Genomic DNA, 22,949 nt, shown 5'->3' with positions numbered 1-22,949 from the left:
GCCAGCCCGCAAACCCCGCTCGATCAGTTCACGTTTCGCCGCGCCGATCGCTGCGTCAGTGGCCTTGCGCGCCATGGTGGACTTCGCGAGAAACTTGGGTTTGAAGTCCTCCACAGCGATCAACTGGTGGGCCTCGACGATGCCCTTGGCCCAGATACGCGCGTCGTACTGAACCTGTCGGGCACCCCTCTTGTGCAGCACCGCCGCCTCGCGGCGCGCACGGACGTACCCATTGGACTGCTCCCGGTTCGCGCGGTGCCGGCGCGCCATGCGGCGCTGCGCTTTCGCGAGGGCCTCGGCAGACCGTTTGCGGTACTGGGAATGCGGCAGGTCGAACGCGGGGTTGGTGGTCGATGCAGTGGCGGTCACACCCCAGTCCACACCGATACCACCGTCACCGGCCGCCGCCTGTTGGGCGTCGCGGCGCACCACGAACGACGCGTACCAGTGCCCCAGGGAGTCCCGAAAGACGCGGACACTCGTCGGGTCGGACGGCAGATCTCTAGACCACACCACTGGGACAGTGACGCCCTTGGGCAGGACCAGGCGCCCACTCCTCACGGCGAACCCGCGAGTTGTGTACTCGAGGGACGGCCGGGACGTCTTCCGCGCCTTGAACTTCGGGCGCCCGCGCCCCTTGACCTTGAACGAGTGCTCGAGGTTCCGGGCGTAGTTGCGCAGGGTCTGCTGCTGGGCGACCTGCGACCCTTCCCGCAACCAGGCGTGCGCACTGCGAGCTTCCGTGAGGAGCTTGGACAGCTTCCCGAACGTGGGCTTCCGCCTAGTCTCGAACTGGTGGACGGCCTCGTTCCACAGAAACCGGCACCGGTTCCACTCGCAGATCAGCGCGGCCTCGGCCTGCGCGCCGGGTCGCAGACGGTACGTGTACCGAACCGTCTCAATGGGCATAAACCCACCATATCGGATAGCACTGACGTTCGACCGGAAGGATCCAGCGTGTCGCCAACCAAGCAGAAGCATCCCTACCCCCCAGTGGCTGAAGCCAAGGGTTTCAGGAGCACATTCTGATGACCAGCACCGACAGATCAGTCAGCAGTGAATACGCCGCGAAGGCCGCCGAGATCGCCGCCAAGCTCAAGCCAGGATCGTACGAAGCGGTGCAGGCGCTCGCGAGCGTCTCCATCGCGGCGTCCCTCGTCCGGATCGCGGACGCGCTCGAGCGGAACTAGCCGAACCAGCCCAGGGGGTCGACCGTGCGCGGCTCACCGCTCGGGCGGGTCCTGCGCGGCTATCCGCGCGAGCATCGCGTTGTACTCCTCGAGCTCGACGTCGCCGTCGCGCTCGACCGTGCGGTCCCGGCGGCGGGCCGCGCGCTCGTCGTCGCGCGACCAGGAGAACGCGACGATGATCGCCAGGGCGACCGTCGGGAACTCCCCGATCCCCCACGCGATCGAGCCCCCGATCTGCTGGTCCATGATCGCGGACGGCCCCCATGCGCGTCCCGTCAGCCCGAACCAGTCCGCGACGAGCAGCGTCTGGCTGCTGATCAGCGACACCCCGAAGAAGGCGTGGAACGCCATCGTCGCGAACAGCAGCAGCAGCCGCTGCGTGTGCGGCGGGCGTCGCGGGCCGGGGTCCACCCCGATCAGCGCGTTCACGAACAGGTACCCCGCGAGCGTGAAGTGCACGACCATCCAGAGGTGGCCCACGTAGTACCGCAGCGACCACTCGAACACGTCGGTGTAGTAGAAGAGCACCATCGACCCGGCGAAGTTCACCGCCGCCACCAGGGGGTTCGCCACGAAGTGCCCGACGTGGCTGTTGACCAGCGTGAGGATCCACTCGCGCGGGCCGCGGGAGTCGTCGGGCCGGCCGGGCAGCGCCCGCAGGGCGAGCGTCACCGGCGCCGCGATGACCAGGAAGATCGGCACGACCATCACCAGCACCATGTGCTGGACCATGTGCGCGCTGAACAGCACGTGCCCGTACATCGCGGGCCCGCCCGACGTCGTCCAGCCCAGCACCAGCATCCCGACGACCCAGCTCGCCGTGCGCCACACCGGCCACGAGTCGCCGCGCGCGCGCAGCCGCCGCGCCCAGCGCAGGTAGACGACGATCCCCGCGACACACGCGGCGGCGAGCAGGACGTCCCAGCGCCACTCGGTCAGCCAGCGCAGCGGGGTCGATTCGGGCGGCAGCAGGTGCCCGGTGACGATCTGGGCCGGGGTGGGGTCGGCGGGCGCCTCGGGCGGGGCCGGCGGCGCGGTCGACGCGAGCGCCACGGCGACGCCGGAGACGGCGCCCATGACGAGCAGCTCGACCGCAGCCAGCCGCCAGAACAGTCCGGTCGCGCGCGTACTGCGGGTGCCGCCGGCCCCGGTGAGCTGCGGGATCACCGCGCGCCGGTACGTCCAGCCGATCGCGCCGAGCGCCCCGAGCAGCACCACCTTGACGATCACGAGGACGCCCCAGCGGGTACTCAGCCCGTCCAGCCCGCCGAGGCGGACCACCGCGTTCACGGTCCCGGACAGCGCGACCGCGACGTAGCACCAGGCCGCGATCGAGGAGTAGCGCGCGACCGCCGGCCCGAGGTCGGCGCCGAGCTTCCCGTTGAGCACGGCCAGCGCGGCGAGCCCGCCGATCCACAGCGCGGCGCCGCCGAGGTGCAGGAACATCGCCGAGACGGCCAGCTCGTGGTTCACCGCGCCGGAGGCGTGACCGGTCTGCGCCTGGAGCGCGAGGGCGACGACGGCGAGCGCCGTCGTCCAGGCGGCCCCCGTCGGGGTGGCCACCGCCAGGGCCAGGGCGCTCGTCGCCGCGGCGACGATCGTGATGCCGAGCAGGGTCCGGCCCAGGGAGATCTGCCCGACGAACACCCCGAGCTCGGCGCCGAACGTCGGTCCCCCGATCGGCCGGCCCGCGATTCCCGCATACGTGAGGATGAGCTGCACCACCGACAGGCCGGTCCAGGCCGCGGCGGCGGTCCCGGCGAGGGTGAGCACCGCCGGGTACGCCCGACCGTCGACCACCACGCGAGTGCGACGCTGCGACCGGGGCGCGCCGCCGTCGGCCGACGTCGGGCCGGCACGGCGCGGCAGGACGGCCACGGCGAGAGCGAGCGAGCCGATGGTCAGCGCGGCCGCGAGCTCCCCGAACGTCTTGGTGAGCGGCAGACCCCAGCGCACGAGGGCCCCCGGGTCGCGCAGCACGACGGGCAGCGCGGCCCCGGAGAACGCGACCCCGACCACGACGGCGATCGCTCCGGCGACACAGAGCGCGAGCAGCCGCCGCACGTTCCACCGGTTAGCCACCCGACCAGCGTAGGTGCCGCGCGGACCGCGGCGGCCCCGCAGCCGGCTGGGGCGGTGACGGTCCGCACACCGGACTGTCGGACCCGCGGAATACGGTCACGAACCAGATGGTTGTCGTGTCGTCCCGTCGGTTTGCGTCCGGACGGTTGACGTGGTCCCACCGCGGTCCCGGTAAGAGCGAGAGGCACCACCCGTGCGCGAAAGATCCAGCAACCCCAGCCCGACGCACGGCAGCCCGCCGCCGACGTCGGGCACGAACCCGGGCACCGCGATGCCGAGCGCGCCGGGCGCTCCCACCCATCGCCAGATCCTCACCATCCTCGGTGGGTTGATGATCGGCATGTTCCTGGCGGCGCTCGACCAGACGATCGTCGCGACGTCGATCCGCACCATCGGCGACGACCTGCACGGGCTCTCCCTGCAGGCCTGGGTGACGACCGCGTACCTGGTCACGTCGACGATCGCGACGCCGCTGTACGGGAAGCTCTCCGACATCTACGGCCGCAAGCCGTTCTACCTGTTCGCGATCGTGATGTTCCTCATCGGATCGCTGCTGAGCGGCACCGCCGACTCGATGTACCAGCTCGCGATGTACCGCGGCGTGCAGGGTCTCGGCGCGGGCGGCTTGATGTCGCTGGCGATCACCATCCTCGGCGACCTGGTCCCGCCGCGTGAACGTGCCCGCTACCAGGGCATGTTCCTGGCCGTGTTCGGCACGTCGTCGGTGCTGGGGCCGGTGATCGGCGGGTTCTTCGCCGGCGCGCACACGATCCTGGGCATCGCCGGCTGGCGCTGGGTGTTCCTGGTCAACCTGCCGATCGGCATCATCGGGCTCGTCGTGATCACCCGCGTGCTGCACCTGCCGCCGCTGGCCAAGGTCCCGCACCGCATCGACTGGCAGGGCGCGCTCGCCCTCATCGTCGGCCTCGTCCCGCTGCTGCTCATCGCCGAGCAGGGCCGCGCCTGGGGCTGGGACTCCGGGAGCGCGTTCGTCTGCTACTCCCTCGGCGCCGTGGGGATTGTGCTGTTCCTGCTCGCCGAGCGCGCGGCCGGCGCGGACGCGCTGCTGCCGCTGTACCTGTTCCGCAACAAGGTGTTCGCGATCGGCGCGGGCGCGAACACGATCATCGGGCTGGGCATGTTCGGCGGGCTCGCGACCCTCCCGCTGTACCTCCAGATCGCCAAGGGCATGAACCCGACCCAGGCCGGGCTGACCCTCATCCCGCTCACGTTCGGCATCATGAGCGGCTCGATCATCGCCGGTCAGCTGACCTCGCGCACGGGTCGCTACAAGATCTTCCCGATGCTCGGCACGACGCTGCTCGCGCTCGGCGCGCTGCTGCTGTCCCGGCTCGGGCCGGACACCACGCTGCTCACCGTCGGGGTGTACTCGGCACTGTTCGGTCTCGGTCTCGGCCTGACGATGCAGCCGCTGATCCTCGCGGTGCAGAACGCCGTGCCGCCGCGGGAGATGGGCGTCGCGACGTCGTCGTCGCTGTTCTTCCGGCAGGTCGGCGGGACGCTGGGGACCGCGGTGTTCCTGTCGATCCTGTTCTCGACGGTCGGGGACAAGATCGGCGCCGCGTTCAAGGCGATCGCGCCGACGGCCGACTTCCAGGCCGCGCTCGCCGACCCGGCTGTGGTCGCCAACCCCGCGAACAAGCCGGTGCTGGACATGCTGTCCGGGGCGCCGGGCGGCTCGGCGTCGATGCTCAACGACTCGTCGTTCATCAACGCGCTCGATCCGCGCCTCGCGCGCCCGTTCCTGGTCGGCTTCGCGCAGTCGATCGACCTGGTGCTGCTGATCGCCGCGGCCGTGATGATGATCGCCATCGTGCTGACCGTGCTGCTGCCCGAGGTGCCGCTGCGCAACGTGTCCGGGATCCAGGGCCGGCTGGACGCCGAGGCGAAGGCGGCCGCCGCGGACGCCGGTACCGGAGCTGTCGCGACACTGGATCCGGGCCGGGTGCCCGACGACGGCGCGCAGCCGGCCGACAACGAGGAGCCGGCTGACAGCGCGAGGGAGGTCGAGACCGTCGACGACGGCGTCCGCTCGGGCTCACGGGTGCCGCCCGCCTGAACCGCGACGACCTACGACACCGTCAGACCGAGCGCGGTCCCTGGCCCGCGCAGCGTCTGACAGTTGAGTTCGAAGGAAACCGTCAGACCGAGCGCGGTCGCTGGGTCGCGCAGCGTCTGACACGTCGCGGTCGCGGGTCGGGAACGCCTTCTCTAGCCGGCATCCCGGGAAGCCGACCTTGACCATGCCCAGGGACCGTGAGCCAACCGGCGTCGTCGGCTGTGCCCAGGTCGATGTCGGGGCGCGGCCGGGTCGGGTCCGGGCCAGGTCGCGCCCTCAACCCCCTCATAGAACGGGCGAGCCGGCCGAAGGGATCCTCATGGCGATCCGGCACATGCTGAACCGATTCGTTGTCCTGCCCATCGGCGCCGCCCTGCTCTCCGCGGGGGCGCTCGGCGCGTCCTTGGCGCTCGCGCAGGACCGCACTGAGGACAGGACACTGGTTCACGAGGCGGTACGGGTGTCCGAGGCCGTGACGACCTACCTCGACCGGGAGCGGAGCCTTGATCTCCTGCTCGCGCAAAACCCGACCTTCGCACCCCTGGTCGGGGGGCATATCTCCTACGCCGAGGCCAACCGGGTCCTCGCGTACATGGAGGACCTGTACCCGGGAGAGATCGGCGAGGCCTGCCTGATGGATGATCGGGGCGCCGAGCTCGCGCGGGTCACCCAGGGGGTCCCCGCTGCCGCCGCCGACCTCTCACGAAATGAGTCGAGCAACTCCTTCTTCGCTCCCACGCTGGCCCTCGCGCCGGGACAGGTCCATCAGGAGCCGCCGTACTGGTCGGCGGAAACGCACCATTGGGTGATCTCCAACACGAGCCCGATCCGGCAGTCCAACGGGCGACAGCTCATCATGCACGTCGAGGTCGGGCTCGGCAGCTTCGAAAAATATCTCGGGGCCGGTTCACCCGGCCGCCACATCGTCGTGCTCGATGCCCGGTCCGGAAGGATCGTTCTCAGCGATCGTGGGGGGCGCGGTTCGGAGGCGATCCCTGCCGCGGTCGGCCTGGCCCGGCTCGCCCGAGCCGCGGCGACGTTCGACCCGGCCCGGCCCGGGATCGTCGAGATCAGGGATCGTCGGTTGGCGATGAGTGGCGTCGACCGAGTGGCAAGCAATGCAGATTGGGTGCTCGTCGAGTGGTCAACGAGCCGGCCCGGCACGGTGCGGCCGTGGCTCATCGGGGGTGCCGGCGCCGTCGGCATCGGCCTGCTCGTGCTCCTGCTGCTGGCCTTTCTTCGCCAGCAGCAAGCGTGGCACGCGGCGGCGCGACTCGACCACCTCACGGGGATGGCCAACCGGCGCGCGCTGGAGGAAGCCCTCGGCGCGGCGGTCCACGCCGGGGGTGATCGGGTGGCGGTGCTGATGATCGACCTGGACGGGTTCAAGCAGATCAACGACGCCTTTGGCCACGACCGGGGCGACATGGTGCTGCGAGAAATTGGACGGCGCCTGCGGGCGAACACGTTCGAGTACGACACCGCGGCCCGGTTGGGTGGGGACGAGTTCGCGGTCGTCCTGCGCAAGTTGCGCAAGGCCGACAACGTCGCGACGGTGGCGCACCGCCTGCGGGAGGCCCTGATCCGGCCGATCGAGATCGACGGGATCCCGCGATTCGTGGGTGCCAGCGTGGGCGCCGCGGTGCACGGGGAGCACGGGCAGACGGCGGCCGAGCTACTCCGCGCGGCGGATGCCGCGATGTATCAGGCCAAGCGGTCCCGCGAGGGCGTCCGCGTCTACGCCGCCGGCACGGTCGCTGGCGCGAGCACGTCGGGGCTGGCGGCCGAGTTGCTGATCGCGATCGAGAACGAGGATCTCGTGCTCGTCTTCCAGCCCGAGTACTCGCTCGAGACCGGAGAGGTGGTGGGCGTCGAGTCGTTGGCAAGGTGGCACCGCGACGGCGAGCCCGACATCCCGCCGTCCGAGTTCATCCCCCTCGCGGAGCAGACCGGCCTGATCCGCCATCTCACCCGGCTGACGCTGCGCCAGGCGCTGGATGAGGCCTGCGTCTGGCGCCGGGCGGGCGTGGGGACCTCGGTCAGCGTGAACCTCTCCGCCCAGCTGGTCACGGACCGATTGCTGTGTGCCGACGTGAGCACGCTGCTCCGCGAGCGCGGCCTCGTCGGAGCGGACCTTGTGCTCGAGATCACCGAGACCGCCGCCATCGGGGATCTTGACGTGGCGATCGAGGTGCTGCACTCCCTGCGTTTGATCGGCGTGCGCATCGAGCTGGACGACTTCGGGAGCGGGTACGCCTCGTTCAAGGCGGTCCAGGACCTCCCCCTGGACGCCATCAAGCTCGATCGTGACCTGGTCAACGACGCCGGGACGAGCGGCCGACACCTCCTCGCCGCGACGGTGGAGATCGGCCGCCGCCTGGGTCTGAAGGTGGTCGCCGAGGGGATCGAGGACGAGGCCACGCTCGAGGTGGTGCGCGGGCTGCGGATCGACACCGCCCAGGGCTACCACCTCGCCCGCCCGATGCGCCCCGAGGCCCTGCGAATCCTGCTCGGGATGGACCCGCTCGCCTCTGAACCGGCGTCGGCTGCGACGTCAGCCGCCGGTGCAGGCGCCGGCACCGGAAGGGCCGTCGACCGCTAGGCGTGTCTCCCAAGTCCGTCGGCGGGCTGGGCGCGGTTGGATGGGTGCGAGGCTGGGTGGGTCAGTCGCTTCGAGGTGTCGTGGCGGTCGACGGCGGCCAGCCGTCGTCGGGGAACTCGATCTGGCCCGCGAACGGCTCACCTAACGACGCCAGTTTGCTCGCCGTCGTCGAAATGGCGCGCCGGGACTTCGGGTCGAGAACATCGGCCGGTTCGGGACGCGCTGATCGTCGTCGAACCGGGAGTTGTTGTCGTATTTCCTGGGGAAGACGACAACTCCCGGTTCGACGCGTGAATCGACCTCCGCGATTCAACAAGGGCGAGTCGACGGAGACGTCAGACCGTGCGCGGTCCCTGGGGCGCGCAGCGTCTGACAAGTCGGGGTGCGGGCGAGCGTTAGCCCCAGACGAGGCCTTGGGCGGGGTCTGCTAGGACGGCCGAGACGTCGGACAGGAAGCGGGAGCCGAGCGCGCCGTCGACGAGGCGGTGGTCGAAGGACAGCGCGAGCTGGGTCACCCAGCGCTTCTTGATCTTGCCGTTGTGGACCCACGGCTGCTCGCGGATCGCGCCGAACGCGAGGATGGCCGCCTCGCCCGGGTTGAGGATCGGCGTGCCGGTGTCGATGCCGAAGACGCCGACGTTGGTGATCGTGATGGTGCCGTCGGACATGTCGGACGGGCTCACCTTGCCCGCGCGAGCGGTCGCCGTGAGGTCGGCGATGCCCTGCGCGAGCTCCTTGAGGCCCAGGCGGTGCGCGTCCTTGATGTTCGGCACGACGAGCCCGCGGGGCGTGGACGCGGCGATCCCCAGGTTGACGTAGTGCTTGTAGACGATCTCCTGGGTGACCTCGTCCCAGCTCGCGTTGATCTCGGGGTGCCGGCGGACGGCGAGCAGCATCGCCTTGGCGGTGATCAGCAGCGGCGTCACGCGGACGTCGGCGAACTCCCGGTCCTCCTTGAGCCGCGCGACCAGCTTCATCGTCTTGGTGACGTCGAGCGTCTGGAAGACCGTGACGTGCGGCGCGGTGAACGCGCTCGCGACCATCGCCTCGGCCGTGCGCTTGCGCACCGACTTCACGGGCACCCGCGTCTGACGCCCGCCCTCGGAGACCTTGCCGGACGCGAGCCACGGCGCGTCGTCGCCCGCGTACGTCGCGAGCGCGCGGGCCTCCCCCTGGGCAACCCGCGCGAGGACGTCCTCCCGCGTCACGATGCCGCCGGGACCGGTCGGCGCAACGCTCTCCAGGTCGACGCCGAGGTCGCGCGCGAGCTTGCGCACGGGCGGCTTCGCGAGAACGTTCGACGGCCGGCCTGCCGCGACGAGGGCGGCGACCGCAACCGACTTGTCGGCGGCAGCGGGGACCGCGACGGGGGCCGCAGTGGGTGCCGTGACGCGCGCCGAGCCGGCCGGGGCTGACCCGTTGGCGGCAGGCACGACCGGCGCGGCCGCAGCTGCGGCCGAAGCAGCAGACGCCGAAGCGGCCGGAGCCGAACCGGCGGTGGCGGACGAGGCCGGAGCAGGCACAGCCCCGCCGGCCGCCGCCGCGCGACGCGGCCGCCGCGTCGCGCCATGCCCGGTCGTCCCGTACCCGACCAGGTTCGCGCCGCCGGCGGCCTCCGCCGCCACGCCGTCGGACGTGTCAGCCGCTGCGCCCGGTACAGCCCGCGCTGCCTCTGACAAGTCGGGGGTGGTGGGGGCTGCGGGGGCTCCGGTGGGGTCGACGTCGACCACGATGATCGGGGTGCCGACCTCGACGGTCGTGCCCGGGGAGACCAGCAGTTCGGTGACGACGCCCGCGAACGGGCTCGGCAGCTCCACGAGCGACTTCGCCGTCTCGATCTCCACGATCGTCTGGTTCAGCGCAATGGTGTCGCCCACGGCAACATGCCACTCGACGATCTCGGCCTCGGTCAGCCCTTCACCAGCGTCGGGAAGTCGAAACTGCTCAAACCTCGGCACGGAACACTCCTCAATCTGTCAACGACATGAGCGCGAGCTCGGAGGTCTGCCTCGAACTCGGACACTGCCGTGTGCGAGTTCGGCGCCAACCTCCGAGTTCGGCGCCGGGGGCCTGGCGGGGGGTCAGAAAGTCATGGCTCGGTCTACCGCATCGAGGACTCGGTCGAGGTTGGGGAGGTAGTCCTTCTCGATCTTGTTCACGGGGTACGGCGTGTGGAAGCCGCCCACTCGCAGCACGGGGGCCTGGAGGTGGAAGAAGCAGGCCTCGGTGACGCGGGCCGCAATCTCGCCGCCGGCGCCGTAGAAGACCGGAGCCTCGTGCACGACGACGCAGCGCCCGGTCTTGCGCACCGAATCGATGAGCGTCTGCGCATCGAGCGGGGAGATCGTCCGCAGGTCGACGACCTCGATGCTGATCCCGTCGGCCGCCGCGGTCTCGGCGGCCTTGAGCGCCGTGGACACCGACGCGCCGTACGCGGCGAGCGTCAGGTCCGTGCCCGCGCGGGCGACCCGGGCCTTGTCCATGGGGACGACCGCGCCCGAGGCGAGACCGTCGTCGTCGGGCGTGATCGTGATCGAGAGGTCGACGTCGCCCTTGTCCCAGTACCGGCTCTTCGGCTCGAAGAACAGCACGGGGTCCGGCGAGGCGACGGCCTGCTGGATCATCACGAACGCGTCGGCCGGGGAGGCCGGGGAGATCACGCGCAGGCCCGCGGTGTGCGCGAACAGCGCCTCGGGCGACTCGCTGTGGTGCTCGACGGCGCCGATCCCGCCGCCGTACGGCACCCGGATCACGATGGGCAGGTTGACCCTGCCGCGCGTGCGGTAGCTCATCTTCGCGAGCTGGGTGGTGATCTGGTTGAACGCCGGGAAGATGAAGCCGTCGAACTGGATCTCGAGCACCGACCGGTACCCGCGCAGCGCGAGCCCGATCGCGGTGCCGACGATGCCCGACTCGGCGAGCGGGGTGTCCACGACGCGGTCGGCGCCGAAGTCCTTCTGCAGCCCGTCGGTGACGCGGAACACGCCGCCGAGGGTGCCGATGTCCTCGCCCATCAGCAGCACCTTGGGGTCGGTCTCCAGCGCGCGGCGCAGGCCCGCGTTGATGGCCTTGGAGAAGGTGATGCGCTCAATCGCGGTCATGCGCGGGTCCCCCCGTCGGCGGCGGCCTGGTCAATGAACGAGGCCTCGTACTGCGCGAACCAGGCCCGCTCGGACTCCAGGATGGAGTGCGGCTCGGCGTACACGTGGTCGAACATCGAGGCGGGCTCGGGCGGCGCGAAGGCGTGCACGGTGTCCCGGATCCGCTCCCCGAGCGCGTCGGCCTCGGCCTCGAGGGCGGCCACGAAGGACTCCGGCAGCTCGCCGGTGGCGACCAGCAGAGCCTTGAGGCGGTCGATCGGGTCGCGTTCGCGCCAGTACTCGTCCTCGTCGGCCGACCGGTAGCGCGACGGGTCGTCGGACGTGGTGTGCGCGCCCATCCGGTAGGTGACGGCCTCGATGAACGTCGGCCCGCCGCCGGACCGCGCGCGCTCGAGCGCCTCGGCGGTCACGGCGTAGCAGGCGAGCACGTCGTTACCGTCGACGCGCACGCTCGGGATGCCGAACCCGTCGCCGCGCGTCACGATCGGCACGCGGGACTGCTTGGTCGGCGGCACGGAGATCGCCCACTGGTTGTTCTGGCAGAACAGCACGAGCGGGGCGTTGTTGACCGACGCGAAGACCATCGACTCGTTGACGTCGCCCTGCGAGGTGGCGCCGTCCCCGAAGTAGCAGACGACAGCGGAGTCCCGCTCGGGGTCGCCGGTGCCGACCAGGCCGTCGCGCTGCAGGCCCATGGCGTACCCGGTCGCGTGCAGGGTGTGGGCGCCGATCACCAGCGTGTAGGGGTGGAACCCGTGTTCCCGCGGGTCCCACCCCCCGTGGTCGACGCCACGAAAGAGCCGCAGCACGTCCGCGAGATCGACGCCACGGGTGTGGGCGACGCCGTGCTCGCGGTACGACGGGAACGCGTAGTCGTGCGGGGCCATTGCCCGGCCCGAGCCGACTTGCGCCGCCTCCTGGCCGAGGCACTGTGCCCAAAGACCCAGCTCACCTTGTCGCTGTAGCGACGTCGCTTCGTTGTCGAAACGCCGTACCAGGACCATGTCCCGGTAGAACCCGCGAAGGGCGTCGGCGTCCAGGTGCGCGATGCGCGGTGAGTAGTCGGCGTGCTCCAGCCGCTCCCCGGTCGGGGTGAGCAGCTGAACCATGTCGACGTCCGTGCGGTGTCCGTTATGACTCACTCGGGGGTCTCCTTCGCGGGCGGCGCCGAGGCGCGCTGCATGCGGTTCGTCCTAACCTACGAAAGCGTAGGCTACGGGACCGTAACTTAGTATCCAAAGGTCCTGTACATCACCCGACACGCGGTTGTTACGGATCATCGAGCGGTCGCCCGCCAGTCCGCGGTGAGCTTCAGCAGGGCGTCCGTCGCCTCGGTCTCGCCGACGCTGACACGCACGCCGTCCCCCGCGAACGCCCGTACCAGCACCCCGGCCCGGGCCGACGCCGCGCCGAACGCGGCCGCCCGCTCCCCTAGCGGGAGCCAGACGAAGTTGGCCTCGCTGTCCGGGATCACCCAGCCCTGCTCACGCAGCGCGGCGAGCAGGCGCGCCCGCTCGACGACGATCGCGTCGACCCGGACCAGCAGTTCGTCCTTCGCCCGGAGCGAGGCGACCGCCGCCAGCTGGGCGAGGTGGGAGACGCCGAACGGCGTGGACGCCGACCGGATCCCGCGCGCGAGCCGCGGCCGCGCGACCGCGAAGCCGACCCGGAGCCCGGCGAGGCCGTACGCCTTGGAGAAGGTCCGCAGCACGACGACGTTCGGGTGCGCGGCCAGCACGGCCACGCCGTCGGGCACCTCCGGATCGCGGACGAACTCGATGTACGCCTCGTCGATGACGACGAGTACATCGCCGGGCACCGCGGCCAGGAAGGTCTCGAGCTCGGCGGACCGGACGGCCGGGCCGGTCGGGTTGTTGGGGGTGCAGACCAGCACGACGCGGGTCCGCGCGGTGACCGCTGCCGCCATCGCGACCAGGTCGAGGCGGCCGTCGTCGGGCACCGGGACGCGGACCGCGATCGCGCCGGCGAGCGCGACGGCGATCGGGTACGCCTCGAACGAGCGCCAACCGAACACGACCTCGTCGCCGGGCTCGATCACGGCCGCGAGCACGTGCCCGAGGACGGCGACCGAGCCGCACCCGGTCACGACGCATTCGGGCTCGACCCCGAGCGAGTCCGCGATTGCCGCGGTGAGCTCCGTCGCGTGCATGTCCGGGTAGCGGTTCACGTCCGCGGCACCGTCCACAATCGTGGCGATGACCGAGGGCAGCGGCGGGAAGGGGTTCTCGTTGGAGGAGAGCTTGAAGGCGGCAGCGCCGACCGGGACCCGCACCCCTGGGACGTACGGGGGCAGATCGGCGACGACCGCGCGCAACGGAACGCGTAGACGAGTCACGACTCTCAGCATGCCATCGCCCGCTGCGCCAACCGGCCATGCCCGACGGCGCAGTCGGCGTCGGGATGGGAGGATTTCGCTATGAACTTCGTACTGCGGGTCATCATCAACGCCGTCGCGATCTGGCTGGCTGCGACGCTCGTCCCCGGCGTGGACATCAAGGGCGGGGACACCCTGCTGGGCAAGATCCTCATCGTCGCGCTGATCGCGCTCGTCTTCGTCGTCGTCAACATGATCGTCAAGCCGATCGTCAAGCTGATCGCGCTACCGATCTACATCCTCACGCTCGGCCTGTTCACGCTGGTCGTCAACGCGGTGATGCTCATGCTCACCGCGTGGATCACCGAGCAGGCGCCGGTGGGCCTGCGGGTCGGCGGCTTCGTTGCCGCCGTGATCGGCGCGCTGATCATCTCGATCGCAAGCCTGATCCTGGGCGCCGTCACGGGGGCGAACCGCAAACGCTGAACGGTGCGTGCTTGCTACCTCGAGCTGGTCCTGGGCGCCTTCACGGGGCTGGGTTGCAGACGGCATACGGTCCGACCGGAGTGATCGTCTCAGGGTTGGGGATTCGGAACCCAGTGTACTCCGTGTGCACGGTCGTGGTTCCGGCACCGCCGAGCAGCGGGACCATCTTCGCCTCGAACTCGCGCACCGACTCGTTCCCCGAGGCGGAAGCCAGCTCGGCCGTGCGCTGGTAGAGCTTGATGTTGTGCGCGGCCAGCGGGTCGCGTGCCCCCTGCCGGTCTGCGGGATCGGAGGACTGCGCAAGGTCGCGCGTCACGACCACGTGCGTGGGGCCGGCGGCCGAGGGCTTCCCGTCGAGTGCCCACACGAAGTCCGGGCGGTTCTGGAACTGAAGCGTCGGAATGCTCGCCGACACGCCGGCGGCCGACGCCGGCGACCCGGCCGTGATCACCCCGGCCACCTTGTACTTCGCGAGGAAGGCCGCAGTGCCGGCGAGTTTGATCGCGGCCATCCCGCCCTGGCTGTGGCCGGCGAGCACGATGGGCTCGTCCGACGGGACACCGGCCTGCTCGAGCGCCTGCCTGACGAGTTCGCTCGACTGGTCGGCGAGGCCGGCCTCCAAGCGCAGGTTCGTGGCGTTGTCGAACGGGTTCGAGCCCTGCCCCACACTCTGGTCTTCCGTCCCGGGAATCTGCACCACCCAGCTGCGGGAGCCGTCGGGATGGTCGATGCGGTCGATCCCGATCGTCCCCGGAGGCGCTCCCGCCGTGGCGTAGTGCTCGCCGACCCTGCCCTGCAGCTCCGCCACGGTTTCCGGAGCCGGGCGGGTGGTGGTCGCGTCGAGACGCTTCGAGACCGTGAGCGGCCCCGGACGCAGCTCGGGGTGGAACACGGAAGCCAGCGCCACCCCGTCGAGGATGAGGCCGGCAGCGTCTGGCACCGGATCGAGCTCGGGGACCTGCTTCCCGGGCGGCAGGGCGCGGATGAAGGCTCCGAGACCGAGCACCGAGTCCTCCGCGGGCAGCGCGGCCGCGAACTCGCCAACACTCGGCACCGGCTCCCCGTGCAACCGGAGCCAGCCGGCGTACAGCGCGTTGGCAATCACCGCCGGCCCCACGATGAACGGCACGACGATCGCCGTGAACAACAGATGCTCGCCCGCGAAATTGCCCGCGACGACCAGGCTGCGGCGGACGGCGGCGCTCGCGTCCGCCTCGGCGTCCTCGTACCGCGCCACGGTCTGCTCGAGCCCGCTCGCGAGGGTCCGCAGCCGCGCCGCGCAGGCGGTGAACGACGTCGAGCCATTGCGCAGGGGCCACAGGGCGATGTCGACCGCGCCGGCGGTCGCGGGCGAGTCCTCGCTTCCGGCGCGAACCGCCGTCCAAGCGGCGAGTTCCTGCTCTGCGGCGTCGTCCATGGCCCGGGCGGCCCGCCGCAACGCATGCACCGCAGCCCGAAGCTCGTCGAGATCGGCGAAGACCGGCGAGGTGCCGCCCGTGACCGTGAGGCCGTCCGGCTGTGGCCATGCCCGCCACTGATCGGGATCCGACATCTCTTCACCGCCCGGGGTCGAGCGAGGTACCGGAGGTCGGTCCCGAGAAGAGCTCCCTGAACGCCTTGATTGCGGGCTGCGGCGACGTCTGCCGGGCGAGCTCGACGGCGGCATCGTGCGTGATCGCCAAGGTGACGGCCTCCTCGAGGAGACGCTGCACCGCCCGCAGCGCAGCCATCGCGTCGGCAAGGGACGCGCGGTACTGAACGGCTGCTTCGGACACCCACGTGACGTGGTCGGCCGCAACAACGGCTCGGAGGGTCTCAGCGAGCCGGACATCCGCACGCTGGAGGTGCGGCGCGGCCGGACCGAGCAGCACGGGCAGCGCCGAGTACGGGCCCATCCCGCCGTCCGAGTCAGTCATAACCCGCACGATAGGAATCGCCCCGCCCGCGCCGCTCCACCCCGGCGCGCCGCTGTGGACACCCCGTCGCGGCGGACGTCTGGGGTCGCAAACGGCCCCCGCGCTCAGCCCCCGCCAGTTAGCGTCGAGGGCGTGCCCACGTCCGCTCCATTCGGCGCTCTCGCGGTGGCCGTGGCCGCCCTCCTGTTCGCCCTCAACGGCACCGTCGCGAAGCTCGCGATGCAGGCGGGCCTGAGCACGACCCGGCTCGTCGAGCTCCGCTCGACCGGCACGGCAGTGATCCTGCTGACGGTCGCGCTCGTCGTCGTGCCTCGGCGGATGCGGCTTCGCCTACGCGAGCTGGCCCTGATGAGCGTGCTCGGCCTCGTCGGAGTGGCCATGGTGCAGTGGTTCTACCTGGTCGCGATCTCGCGGCTGCCGGTCGGGCTCGCGCTGCTGATCGAGTACACGGCTCCGCTGCTCGTCGCCCTGTGGGCGCGCTTCGTGCTCGGCGAACCCATGCGGGTCCGCGTCTGGTGGGCACTCGGGGCGTGTCTGGTGGGGCTGACCCTCGTTGCGCAGGTCCCGCGCGGCGTCGTGCTCGACCCGATCGGCGTCGCCGCCGCGATCGGCGCGGCGCTGTGCCTCGCGACCTACTACCTGCTGGGCGAGCGGCTGCTGGCCCAGCGCGACCCGCTGTCCGCCCAGGGCTGGTCCTTCGCGTTCGCGGCGATCTTCTGGATCGTCGTGCAATCACTTCAGGAGTCCCGGCCCGGCACCCTGGCCTCCGAGGTCCCGCTGCCCGGCGTGCTCGACGGCGTCGTCGCGCCGCTGTGGGTGCTCGTCGCGTGGATCGTGGTGCTCGGGACGGTCGTGCCCTACCTGCTGCTGGTGGGCGGGCTGAAGGTGATCGGCGCAGCGCGGACCGGGCTGATCGCGATGCTCGAGCCGGTCGCGGCGGCGGCCGCCGCGTGGGTCGTGCTCGGGGAGTCGATGACGGTGGTGCAGCTCGTGGGCGGGGCGGTGGTGCTGGCGGGGATCGGGCTGGCGGAGACGGCGCGGCGGGGACGGCGGGTGCGGGACGGCCGAGCGGCCGACGAGGAGCCCGAGATGATCACGGTCTGAACCGCGAGCGCGGCACCGGGCCTCACTCGCGGTGCCTCGACCTCCCCGACCTACAACACGGAATGCGTGATGACCGCGGAGTAGGTGTTGGCCGCCATGCCCCCGGGCACCGCGACGCTGATCGTCGGGTTCCAGGTCGCGGAGTTGTCCCCGGTGATCCCGCTCGCGCTCACGACCGGAGAGACACCCGTGAGGGCGGCAGGGTTGTTCGCAACATAGGTGGCAGTGCCCACCTTGGTGATGGATCCCGCGTTGTAGCTGACCGCACTGGCAGCTATCGCGGGCCCGGCGGGAGGGGTGAACGCTGTGGAGATTGCCGACGCCACCCAGCTTGAGCCCGCGGCGGCGCTGCGCGCGTCGAGCACCTGCACCTGACCCAGCGGACCGCTGATCGTCCCTGCTCCGACCGTGTTCGCCCGGGTACCAAGGCTCCCGGCATCGAGCGGGACGGTGATCGAAAGGGTTCCACCTGTGATCTGGAAGTACGCATCGGTGGGATCGGCCGAGGCGGGGAGTGTGAAACCGAGTGTGAGGAACCCGGCAGTGCTGACGACCAGAAGGCTTCGAGTGCGCATGACGCCCATCCAATTGAAGTTCGACCCGCGAGCGGCTTCTTCACTCGGCTGATGATTTGACGCATTCGTACGGAGGAGCGCGCTCCTCGTCCGACCGCCCCAACTCTAGCAATTGCGCCGACACTGGATCCGCCGACGGACGGGTTAAAGATCCTGGTCAACGACCGATTCGCGGCAATCTCGCCTATTCGCGCGAATTGCCGTCCACGTTGCCACTTAATGCTGTGTTCGCACCGGTACCCGCCGATTTGTCGCGCACGTGTCGGGTATTCTGCGCATTATCCTTACAACGCCCGCACGAGGTGCGATGATCCACCGAGGGCCGCCGACCGAGCCGCGCCCCCGACCGCGAGGGAAGAGCACCTTCATGGCGTTGCGCCGACTGTTCGCCACTCTCGCGGCCCTCGCACTGGCGACCGTCGCGGCGACGCCCGCCGCCGCGTCAACGACCGACCCGGGCCATTCCCCAGGGGCATCGGAACCAGGCGGCGGCATCGGCTTGCGACTCATCGACGCGCCCGCCGCAGCGAGCGACGACCCCCGCGCGCGGCTCTACATCGTCGATCACCTCGCGCCGGGGACGACCATCAAACGCCGCATCGAGGTCACCAACACCAGTGACTCCGCCGCGCAAGTCGCGTTGTATGCGGCCGCCGCGACTGTCGAGGACGGCTCGTTCGTTGGCGCAGACAACAAGACTCCGAATTACTTGTCCACGTGGACGTCCGTGCTTCCGACCGCCCCAACAGTGCTTGCCGACGGGAAAGCCATCGCCACCGTGACCATCGCGGTTCCAGCAGATGCGTCGCCCGGCGAAAAGTACGGTGTCGTGTGGGCCGAAGTGCGCTCCAACCCCGGGACCGGCGGCGTTACGCAAGTGAGCCGCGTGGGAATCCGCCTGTACGTGTCGGTCGGCCCCGGCGGGCCGCCTGACGCCGATTTCACGATCGACTCCATCACGGCCAAACGCACGAGCGACGGCAAGCCGGCGGTCCTGGCGACCGTGCACAACACCGGCGGCCGGGCGCTCGACATGAACGGCACCCTCGAGCTGTCGGACGGCCCGGGTGGGCTCAGCACAGGACCGTTCCCCGCCACGCTCGGCACCACCCTCGCGATCGGCACGACGGGGCCGGTGACGGTCTTCCTCGACGAAGCGCTGCCCGCTGGCCCCTGGGACGCCGTCATCACCCTGCACAGCGGGCTACTCGACCGCGACGCGAAGGCGACCATCACGTTCCCCGACAGCGGCACTGCGGCCGCCGTGCCGGCGACGTCCGGGTGGCCGGGCTGGCTGTTCGCGGTCGCGGGCGGAACCGTCGTCCTCCTGCTCGCCTTCGGGGCCACGTTCTTGAAGCTTCGGCGGAGCCGTGCACAACGGCATCGCAGCGGGCTTCCTCGTCGCACCGGAGCCCACGTGCGGTAGGGACCCGACCGAAGCCGACTCGTCCCGGCGCCACCTCCCGGGCACTCCCGCTCGGTCCGGAGCGTTCGTGGGACCATGACTGACGTGCCCGAGACCCCCGCTCAGCCCGTCCAGCCCGCAGCCGCCCGCGTCGTCCTCGCCGACGTCGTGCCGTCGATCGCCCTCGGGCCGCTCGACGGCCGGTACCGCAACGTGGTCGCGCCGCTCGTCGACCACCTGAGCGAGGCCGCGCTGAACCGCGAGCGGCTGCACGTCGAGGTCGAGTGGCTGATCCACCTGACGACGAACGCCGTCGTGCCCGGCGCGCCGACCCTGACGGCCGCCGACCAGGCCTACCTGCGCGACGTCGTCGCGAGCTTCGGCGCCGAGCAGATCACCGAGCTCGGCGCGATCGAGCGGGTCACCGTGCACGACGTGAAGGCCGTCGAGTACTTCCTCAAGGAGCGCCTCGCGGCCGCCCCCGCGACGCTCGGCGACGACACCGTGCTCCCGGGCGTCGGCGAGCTGGTCCACTTCGCGTGCACCAGCGAGGACATCAACAACCTCTCCTATGCACTGATGGTCCGCGGCGCGGTGCACGAGGTCTGGCTGCCCGCGGCCCGTGCGCTCGTCGCGCAGATCGCCGACCTGGCCCGTGAGCACCGCGACGCGGCCATGCTGGCGCGTACCCACGGCCAGCCCGCGACGCCGACGACGCTCGGCAAGGAGCTCGCGGTCCTCGCCTACCGGCTCGACCGCCAGCTTCGACGCATCGAAGGGGCCGAGTACCTGGGCAAGCTCAACGGCGCGACCGGGACGTACGGCGCGCACCTCGCGGCGGTGCCGGGTGCGGACTGGCAGGGCGTCTCGCGCGGCTTCGTCGAGCACCTGGGCCTGACCTGGAACCCGCTGACCACGCAGATCGAGTCGCACGACTGGCAGGCCGAACTGTACAGCGACCTGGCGCGTTTCAACCGGGTGCTGCACAACCTCGCGACCGACGTGTGGACGTACATCTCGATGGGCGTCTTCATCCAGATCCCGGTGCCGGGCGCGACCGGGTCCTCGACGATGCCGCACAAGGTCAACCCGATCCGGTTCGAGAACGCCGAGGCGAACCTCGAGCTCTCGTCCGCGCTGCTCGACACCCTCGCGTCGACGCTCGTGACGAGCCGGCTGCAGCGCGACCTGACGGACTCCACGACCCAGCGGAACATCGGGCCGGCGTTCGGGCACTCGCTGCTCGCGATCGACAACCTCCGCCGGGGGCTCGGTGCACTCGATGTGGACCTCGAGCTGCTGGCGCGGGACCTGGACGCGAACTGGGAGGTCCTCGGCGAGCCGGTGCAGTCGGCGATGCGCGCCGCGTCGGTGGCCGGGGTGACCGGGATGGAGAACCCGTACGAGCGGCTCAAGGAGCTCACGCGGGGCAAGCGGCTGACAGCTTCGGACATGCGCGAGTTCATCGGCAGCCTCGGCCTGCCCGACGACGTGGCGGCGCGGCTCGCGGAGATGACGCCCGGGTCGTACGTGGGGCTGGCAGGCGAGCTGGTGGATCACCTCAAGGTGTGAGGGGCGGCTGTCGGGCGACGGCCAGCTCGCGCTGACTGCCCGCCGCCCGACGGCGGCCTCCTTCTCGCTACTCGACCGCGGTCGCCTCAGCGTCGGTGTTCGCTCGTGGACCGGTGCCGGGGAGGGTCGAGTGGCGGCCTCGCCGGGGTGCCGATTCGGTCTCCGAACCTTCTACGACCCGGGTCGGCCGCGACTCCGGCTCGGGCACCCACGCGGGATCGTGTGGCGGCCGTTGCATGGGGACTGACGGGACGGGTTGACCGACGACGACGGGATCGATGCCCGCCTCCGCGGCGTCGGGGTTGCCCGCTGCGGGCCTGCCGCGTTGCGTTGGCAGAACCAGCGCAGGGCCGTCGCCCGCCTGGACAGGTGCGGGTTTCGGGGGGCGGTGGGATCCGAACTTGATCGTGCGCCGGCGCCAGATAAGCGCGGCGGCGAGGAGAAGCGTCAGGGCTGTGACGCCGAGGGCGATCCAGAGGACCAGGTTGCTTCGTTCGGGCTTCACGGTTTCGCCTTGGCCGGCAGCCGGGAAGGTGATCGTTGCCGACGCTTCGTGCTGAACGAGTCCGCTGCTGAGGCTCAGCGTGGCGTGCCACGGACCTTTGGGGACCTCGGACGGGAGGGTGACCGCAACAGTCCCCTTCTGCCCAGGGGCCAAGGTCGGCACCTTCTGAAGCGTGAAAGGCCCCGCGGACAACCCACCTGGACCGTCCGCGAGCGTCACCTTACCGAGGATGTCGACCGTACGCCCCCCGGTGTTCGTGACGTTGGCGATGACCTGCGGATTTCCCTCGGCGTCGCGGGCGGCGGAGATGGAATCAATTGCGAAGTCCGGGGCACGCCCGTTTCCAGCGCCCACAGACAAGTAGATCCGCACGCCGGCTCGGCTGGCCTGCGCGATGTGCGAGCCCGCAATCGGCGCACTCCGAGTCTCCGCCCACACGACTCCGTACTGCTCGCCCTCGGAGGCGTCTTTGGAGACATCGATCGTGACGAGAACGTTGCTTGATACCTTGGGCGGGAGTTCGATCTTCGGCTTGTCGACCGAGATCCAGGTTGTCAGCTCGTTCACCGAAGGGTTGGCCTCGGCGACAAAGGACTCACTCTCAACGCGGGCAGCTCCGGCGTAGAGATAGACTGTCCGAGCCGAGTCTGAATTGTTCGTGACTTTGATACGGCGCGCAATGGTGGTCCCGGGCGCAAGCCGGTCCACGACATAAGATCGAGCACGAGGATCATCCTGAGTGACTGCCGGGATGTCCAGGAGAATCACGCCGACGCCAGACGGACCAGGGCCTTGGGGGGTCGCGAAATTCGACCCGGATGCCGGGAGTGCCTGAGCCGCCCCTGAAGAGGCCGATGCGACGGCCAATGCCAGGATGCAGAAGATTCTTACCGTGAAACGCAAGACATGCCCCTGTCGTATTGCACGCGATCATTCGGGTGAGACGGACTCTTCTTTCGCGCGCTGTGGGGGCGACTCGCCGAGACGGCCGCCCCCACAACTGTTCCTGCTTCGCTACGAGACGGAGTGCGTCAGCGTCGCGACGTAGTCACCCGCGAGCGCAGTATTGAGGACTGGAATGGTCAGTGACGCAGCCCACGTTGCCGTGTTGTCACCGGAAACGGCGGTCGCAGCCTGAACCGTCTTCGCAGCGCCCAGGTCGGTCGGGCTAGATTTCGCCAAGGTGGCGCTCCCAGCGCCGCCCGGGGTTGCCGTGAGGGCGGTGTAGGTGATGGTGGTGGGGTCATTGAAGCCTGGGCTATTGAAGGCACTCAATTGGGCTGTTGCAGTCCAGTTGGAAGTCCCGGAGCGCTGGTCCACTACCTGAATGCCGGTCATGACGACCGTTCCAATTCCGCCAGGCTTGAGACCAGCAATATTGACGGCCGTGGCGGGCGCCGCGATCGAGAGCGTGCCAGTCGACTCCACCGTGACGGTCGCCGTCGTGTCCACCGCCGAAGCCGGCAACGCTGTGGCTCCGAGAGCCGCGACCGCGACGAGCGCGATGACGGTCGTGCGTGTGCGGAAGTTTCGCATGCTGTGTTCCCCCTGCTTCGGTAGCCCGGCTGACCCGGTGGGTCCCGTGGCATTGCGCCCCCGCCTTGCGACGGATTTGCCCTTTCGGCGAGCGGAGTGCTCGCTTACCCAGAATGCTACGCACCGGCGGTTCATTCGCCACTGGTCGGGAGGGTGATTCCCGGTGTGAAATCGCGACGTCAAGCTCCAACTACCGACACCAAGGACGATGGTAACCATCACTCGAACGGAGCAGTCGAGCTCGGCGAACGAGTGAAAGGGCCATGATAATGCTCTCGGTCCTTGACACTTCAGCGAACGCAATACTCCTGCCCGTCAAGTCCCAATGGTCGTAACTTAGGACCCCCTGCCAGTCGCCCCCGAGCGGGGATCCTCCTCTGGATCCCGCCTGCGTGGACCTCAAGTTACGTCCATTGCGTGCGGGCCCGCCCCGAGCGGGAGCGATCCAGTTTTGGGAAGG

At 70.2% G+C, this 22,949-nt stretch carries 18 protein-coding genes and 1 riboswitch; of the genes, 7 read left to right on the top strand and 11 right to left on the bottom strand.

Going from position 1 to position 22,949, the window contains the following annotated elements:
• A partial coding sequence (locus VIM26_RS14635) for a transposase (protein ID WP_331952424.1) occupies nt 1-909 on the bottom strand: 909 nt, incomplete at its 3' end.
• Nucleotides 910-1,028: 119 nt separating this feature from the next.
• On the opposite strand from VIM26_RS14635, the gene VIM26_RS14630 reads away from it, so the two are divergent.
• A complete protein-coding gene (locus VIM26_RS14630) occupies nt 1,029-1,190 on the top strand; it encodes a hypothetical protein (RefSeq protein WP_331952422.1) in 162 nt (53 codons plus the stop codon).
• Between the two features lie 33 nt (nt 1,191-1,223).
• On the opposite strand, the gene VIM26_RS14625 is transcribed toward VIM26_RS14630, so the two are convergent.
• Nucleotides 1,224-3,272, bottom strand: coding sequence for a cytochrome c oxidase assembly protein (locus tag VIM26_RS14625; protein WP_331952420.1), 2,049 nt, complete (start codon nt 3,270-3,272; stop codon nt 1,224-1,226).
• 271 nt (nt 3,273-3,543) lie between these two features.
• Between VIM26_RS14625 and VIM26_RS14620 the strand changes: the two genes are divergently transcribed.
• Both VIM26_RS14620 and VIM26_RS14615 read left to right on the top strand, forming a co-directional pair.
• On the top strand, nt 3,544-5,352 hold the full coding sequence (locus VIM26_RS14620) for an MDR family MFS transporter (RefSeq protein ID WP_331952428.1): 1,809 nt from the start codon (nt 3,544-3,546) through the stop codon (nt 5,350-5,352).
• Between the two features lie 334 nt (nt 5,353-5,686).
• A complete protein-coding gene (locus VIM26_RS14615; RefSeq protein ID WP_331952418.1) occupies nt 5,687-7,954 on the top strand; it encodes a bifunctional diguanylate cyclase/phosphodiesterase in 2,268 nt (755 codons plus the stop codon).
• 395 nt (nt 7,955-8,349) lie between these two features.
• On the opposite strand, the gene VIM26_RS14610 is transcribed toward VIM26_RS14615, so the two are convergent.
• From VIM26_RS14610 to hisC, 4 genes are all read right to left on the bottom strand, one after another.
• A complete protein-coding gene (locus VIM26_RS14610) occupies nt 8,350-9,912 on the bottom strand; it encodes a dihydrolipoamide acetyltransferase family protein (RefSeq protein WP_331952416.1) in 1,563 nt (520 codons plus the stop codon).
• Nucleotides 9,913-10,035: 123 nt separating this feature from the next.
• On the bottom strand, nt 10,036-11,055 hold the full coding sequence (locus VIM26_RS14605) for an alpha-ketoacid dehydrogenase subunit beta (RefSeq protein ID WP_331952414.1): 1,020 nt from the start codon (nt 11,053-11,055) through the stop codon (nt 10,036-10,038).
• Nucleotides 11,052-12,164 carry a pyruvate dehydrogenase (acetyl-transferring) E1 component subunit alpha gene (gene pdhA / locus VIM26_RS14600; RefSeq protein WP_331952426.1) on the bottom strand — a complete coding sequence of 371 codons (1,113 nt, stop codon included), beginning with the start codon at nt 12,162-12,164 and terminating at the stop codon, nt 11,052-11,054. Before pdhA ends, VIM26_RS14605 begins: the two co-directional genes overlap by 4 nt.
• 167 nt (nt 12,165-12,331) lie before the next feature.
• Complete coding sequence (gene hisC, locus VIM26_RS14595) at nt 12,332-13,423, bottom strand: histidinol-phosphate transaminase (RefSeq protein ID WP_331952412.1); 1,092 nt, start codon at nt 13,421-13,423, stop codon at nt 12,332-12,334.
• A gap of 69 nt (nt 13,424-13,492) precedes the next feature.
• Here hisC and VIM26_RS14590 point away from each other — a divergent pair, with 69 nt between their 5' ends.
• Nucleotides 13,493-13,876, top strand: coding sequence for a phage holin family protein (locus tag VIM26_RS14590; RefSeq protein WP_331952410.1), 384 nt, complete (start codon nt 13,493-13,495; stop codon nt 13,874-13,876).
• A gap of 40 nt (nt 13,877-13,916) precedes the next feature.
• On the opposite strand, the gene VIM26_RS14585 is transcribed toward VIM26_RS14590, so the two are convergent.
• The gene (locus VIM26_RS14585; RefSeq protein WP_331952408.1) at nt 13,917-15,428 is read right to left on the bottom strand and encodes a hypothetical protein; all 1,512 of its coding nucleotides are present in this window, start codon (nt 15,426-15,428) and stop codon (nt 13,917-13,919) included.
• Nucleotides 15,429-15,432: 4 nt separating this feature from the next.
• On the bottom strand, nt 15,433-15,792 hold the full coding sequence (locus VIM26_RS14580; protein WP_331952406.1) for a hypothetical protein: 360 nt from the start codon (nt 15,790-15,792) through the stop codon (nt 15,433-15,435).
• A gap of 132 nt (nt 15,793-15,924) precedes the next feature.
• Here VIM26_RS14580 and VIM26_RS14575 point away from each other — a divergent pair, with 132 nt between their 5' ends.
• Entirely contained in the window at nt 15,925-16,896 is a 972-nt protein-coding gene (locus VIM26_RS14575; RefSeq protein ID WP_331952404.1) for a DMT family transporter, read from the top strand.
• A gap of 50 nt (nt 16,897-16,946) precedes the next feature.
• Here VIM26_RS14575 and VIM26_RS14570 read toward each other — a convergent pair whose 3' ends face one another.
• Nucleotides 16,947-17,471 carry a hypothetical protein gene (locus tag VIM26_RS14570; RefSeq protein ID WP_331952402.1) on the bottom strand — a complete coding sequence of 175 codons (525 nt, stop codon included), beginning with the start codon at nt 17,469-17,471 and terminating at the stop codon, nt 16,947-16,949.
• A 367-nt stretch (nt 17,472-17,838) separates the two neighbouring features.
• On the opposite strand from VIM26_RS14570, the gene VIM26_RS14565 reads away from it, so the two are divergent.
• The gene (locus tag VIM26_RS14565; protein WP_331952400.1) at nt 17,839-18,897 is read left to right on the top strand and encodes a hypothetical protein; all 1,059 of its coding nucleotides are present in this window, start codon (nt 17,839-17,841) and stop codon (nt 18,895-18,897) included.
• A gap of 75 nt (nt 18,898-18,972) precedes the next feature.
• The gene (gene purB, locus VIM26_RS14560; RefSeq protein WP_414696494.1) at nt 18,973-20,448 is read left to right on the top strand and encodes an adenylosuccinate lyase; all 1,476 of its coding nucleotides are present in this window, start codon (nt 18,973-18,975) and stop codon (nt 20,446-20,448) included.
• A 67-nt stretch (nt 20,449-20,515) separates the two neighbouring features.
• On the opposite strand, the gene VIM26_RS14555 is transcribed toward purB, so the two are convergent.
• Together VIM26_RS14555 and VIM26_RS14550 are read right to left on the bottom strand one after the other, a co-directional pair.
• Entirely contained in the window at nt 20,516-21,721 is a 1,206-nt protein-coding gene (locus tag VIM26_RS14555; RefSeq protein ID WP_331952396.1) for a hypothetical protein, read from the bottom strand.
• A 246-nt stretch (nt 21,722-21,967) separates the two neighbouring features.
• On the bottom strand, nt 21,968-22,489 hold the full coding sequence (locus VIM26_RS14550) for a hypothetical protein (protein WP_331952394.1): 522 nt from the start codon (nt 22,487-22,489) through the stop codon (nt 21,968-21,970).
• Between the two features lie 16 nt (nt 22,490-22,505).
• A riboswitch (cyclic di-GMP riboswitch) is annotated at nt 22,506-22,580 on the bottom strand.
• Nucleotides 22,581-22,949 lie beyond the last annotated feature (369 nt).

It is taken from the genome of Pengzhenrongella sp., assembly GCF_036565025.1.
Classification (GTDB): Bacteria; Actinomycetota; Actinomycetes; order Actinomycetales; family Cellulomonadaceae; genus Pengzhenrongella.
The sequence above is the reverse complement of the archived record's forward strand: the minus strand, read 5'-3'. Positions and strand labels throughout refer to the sequence as shown.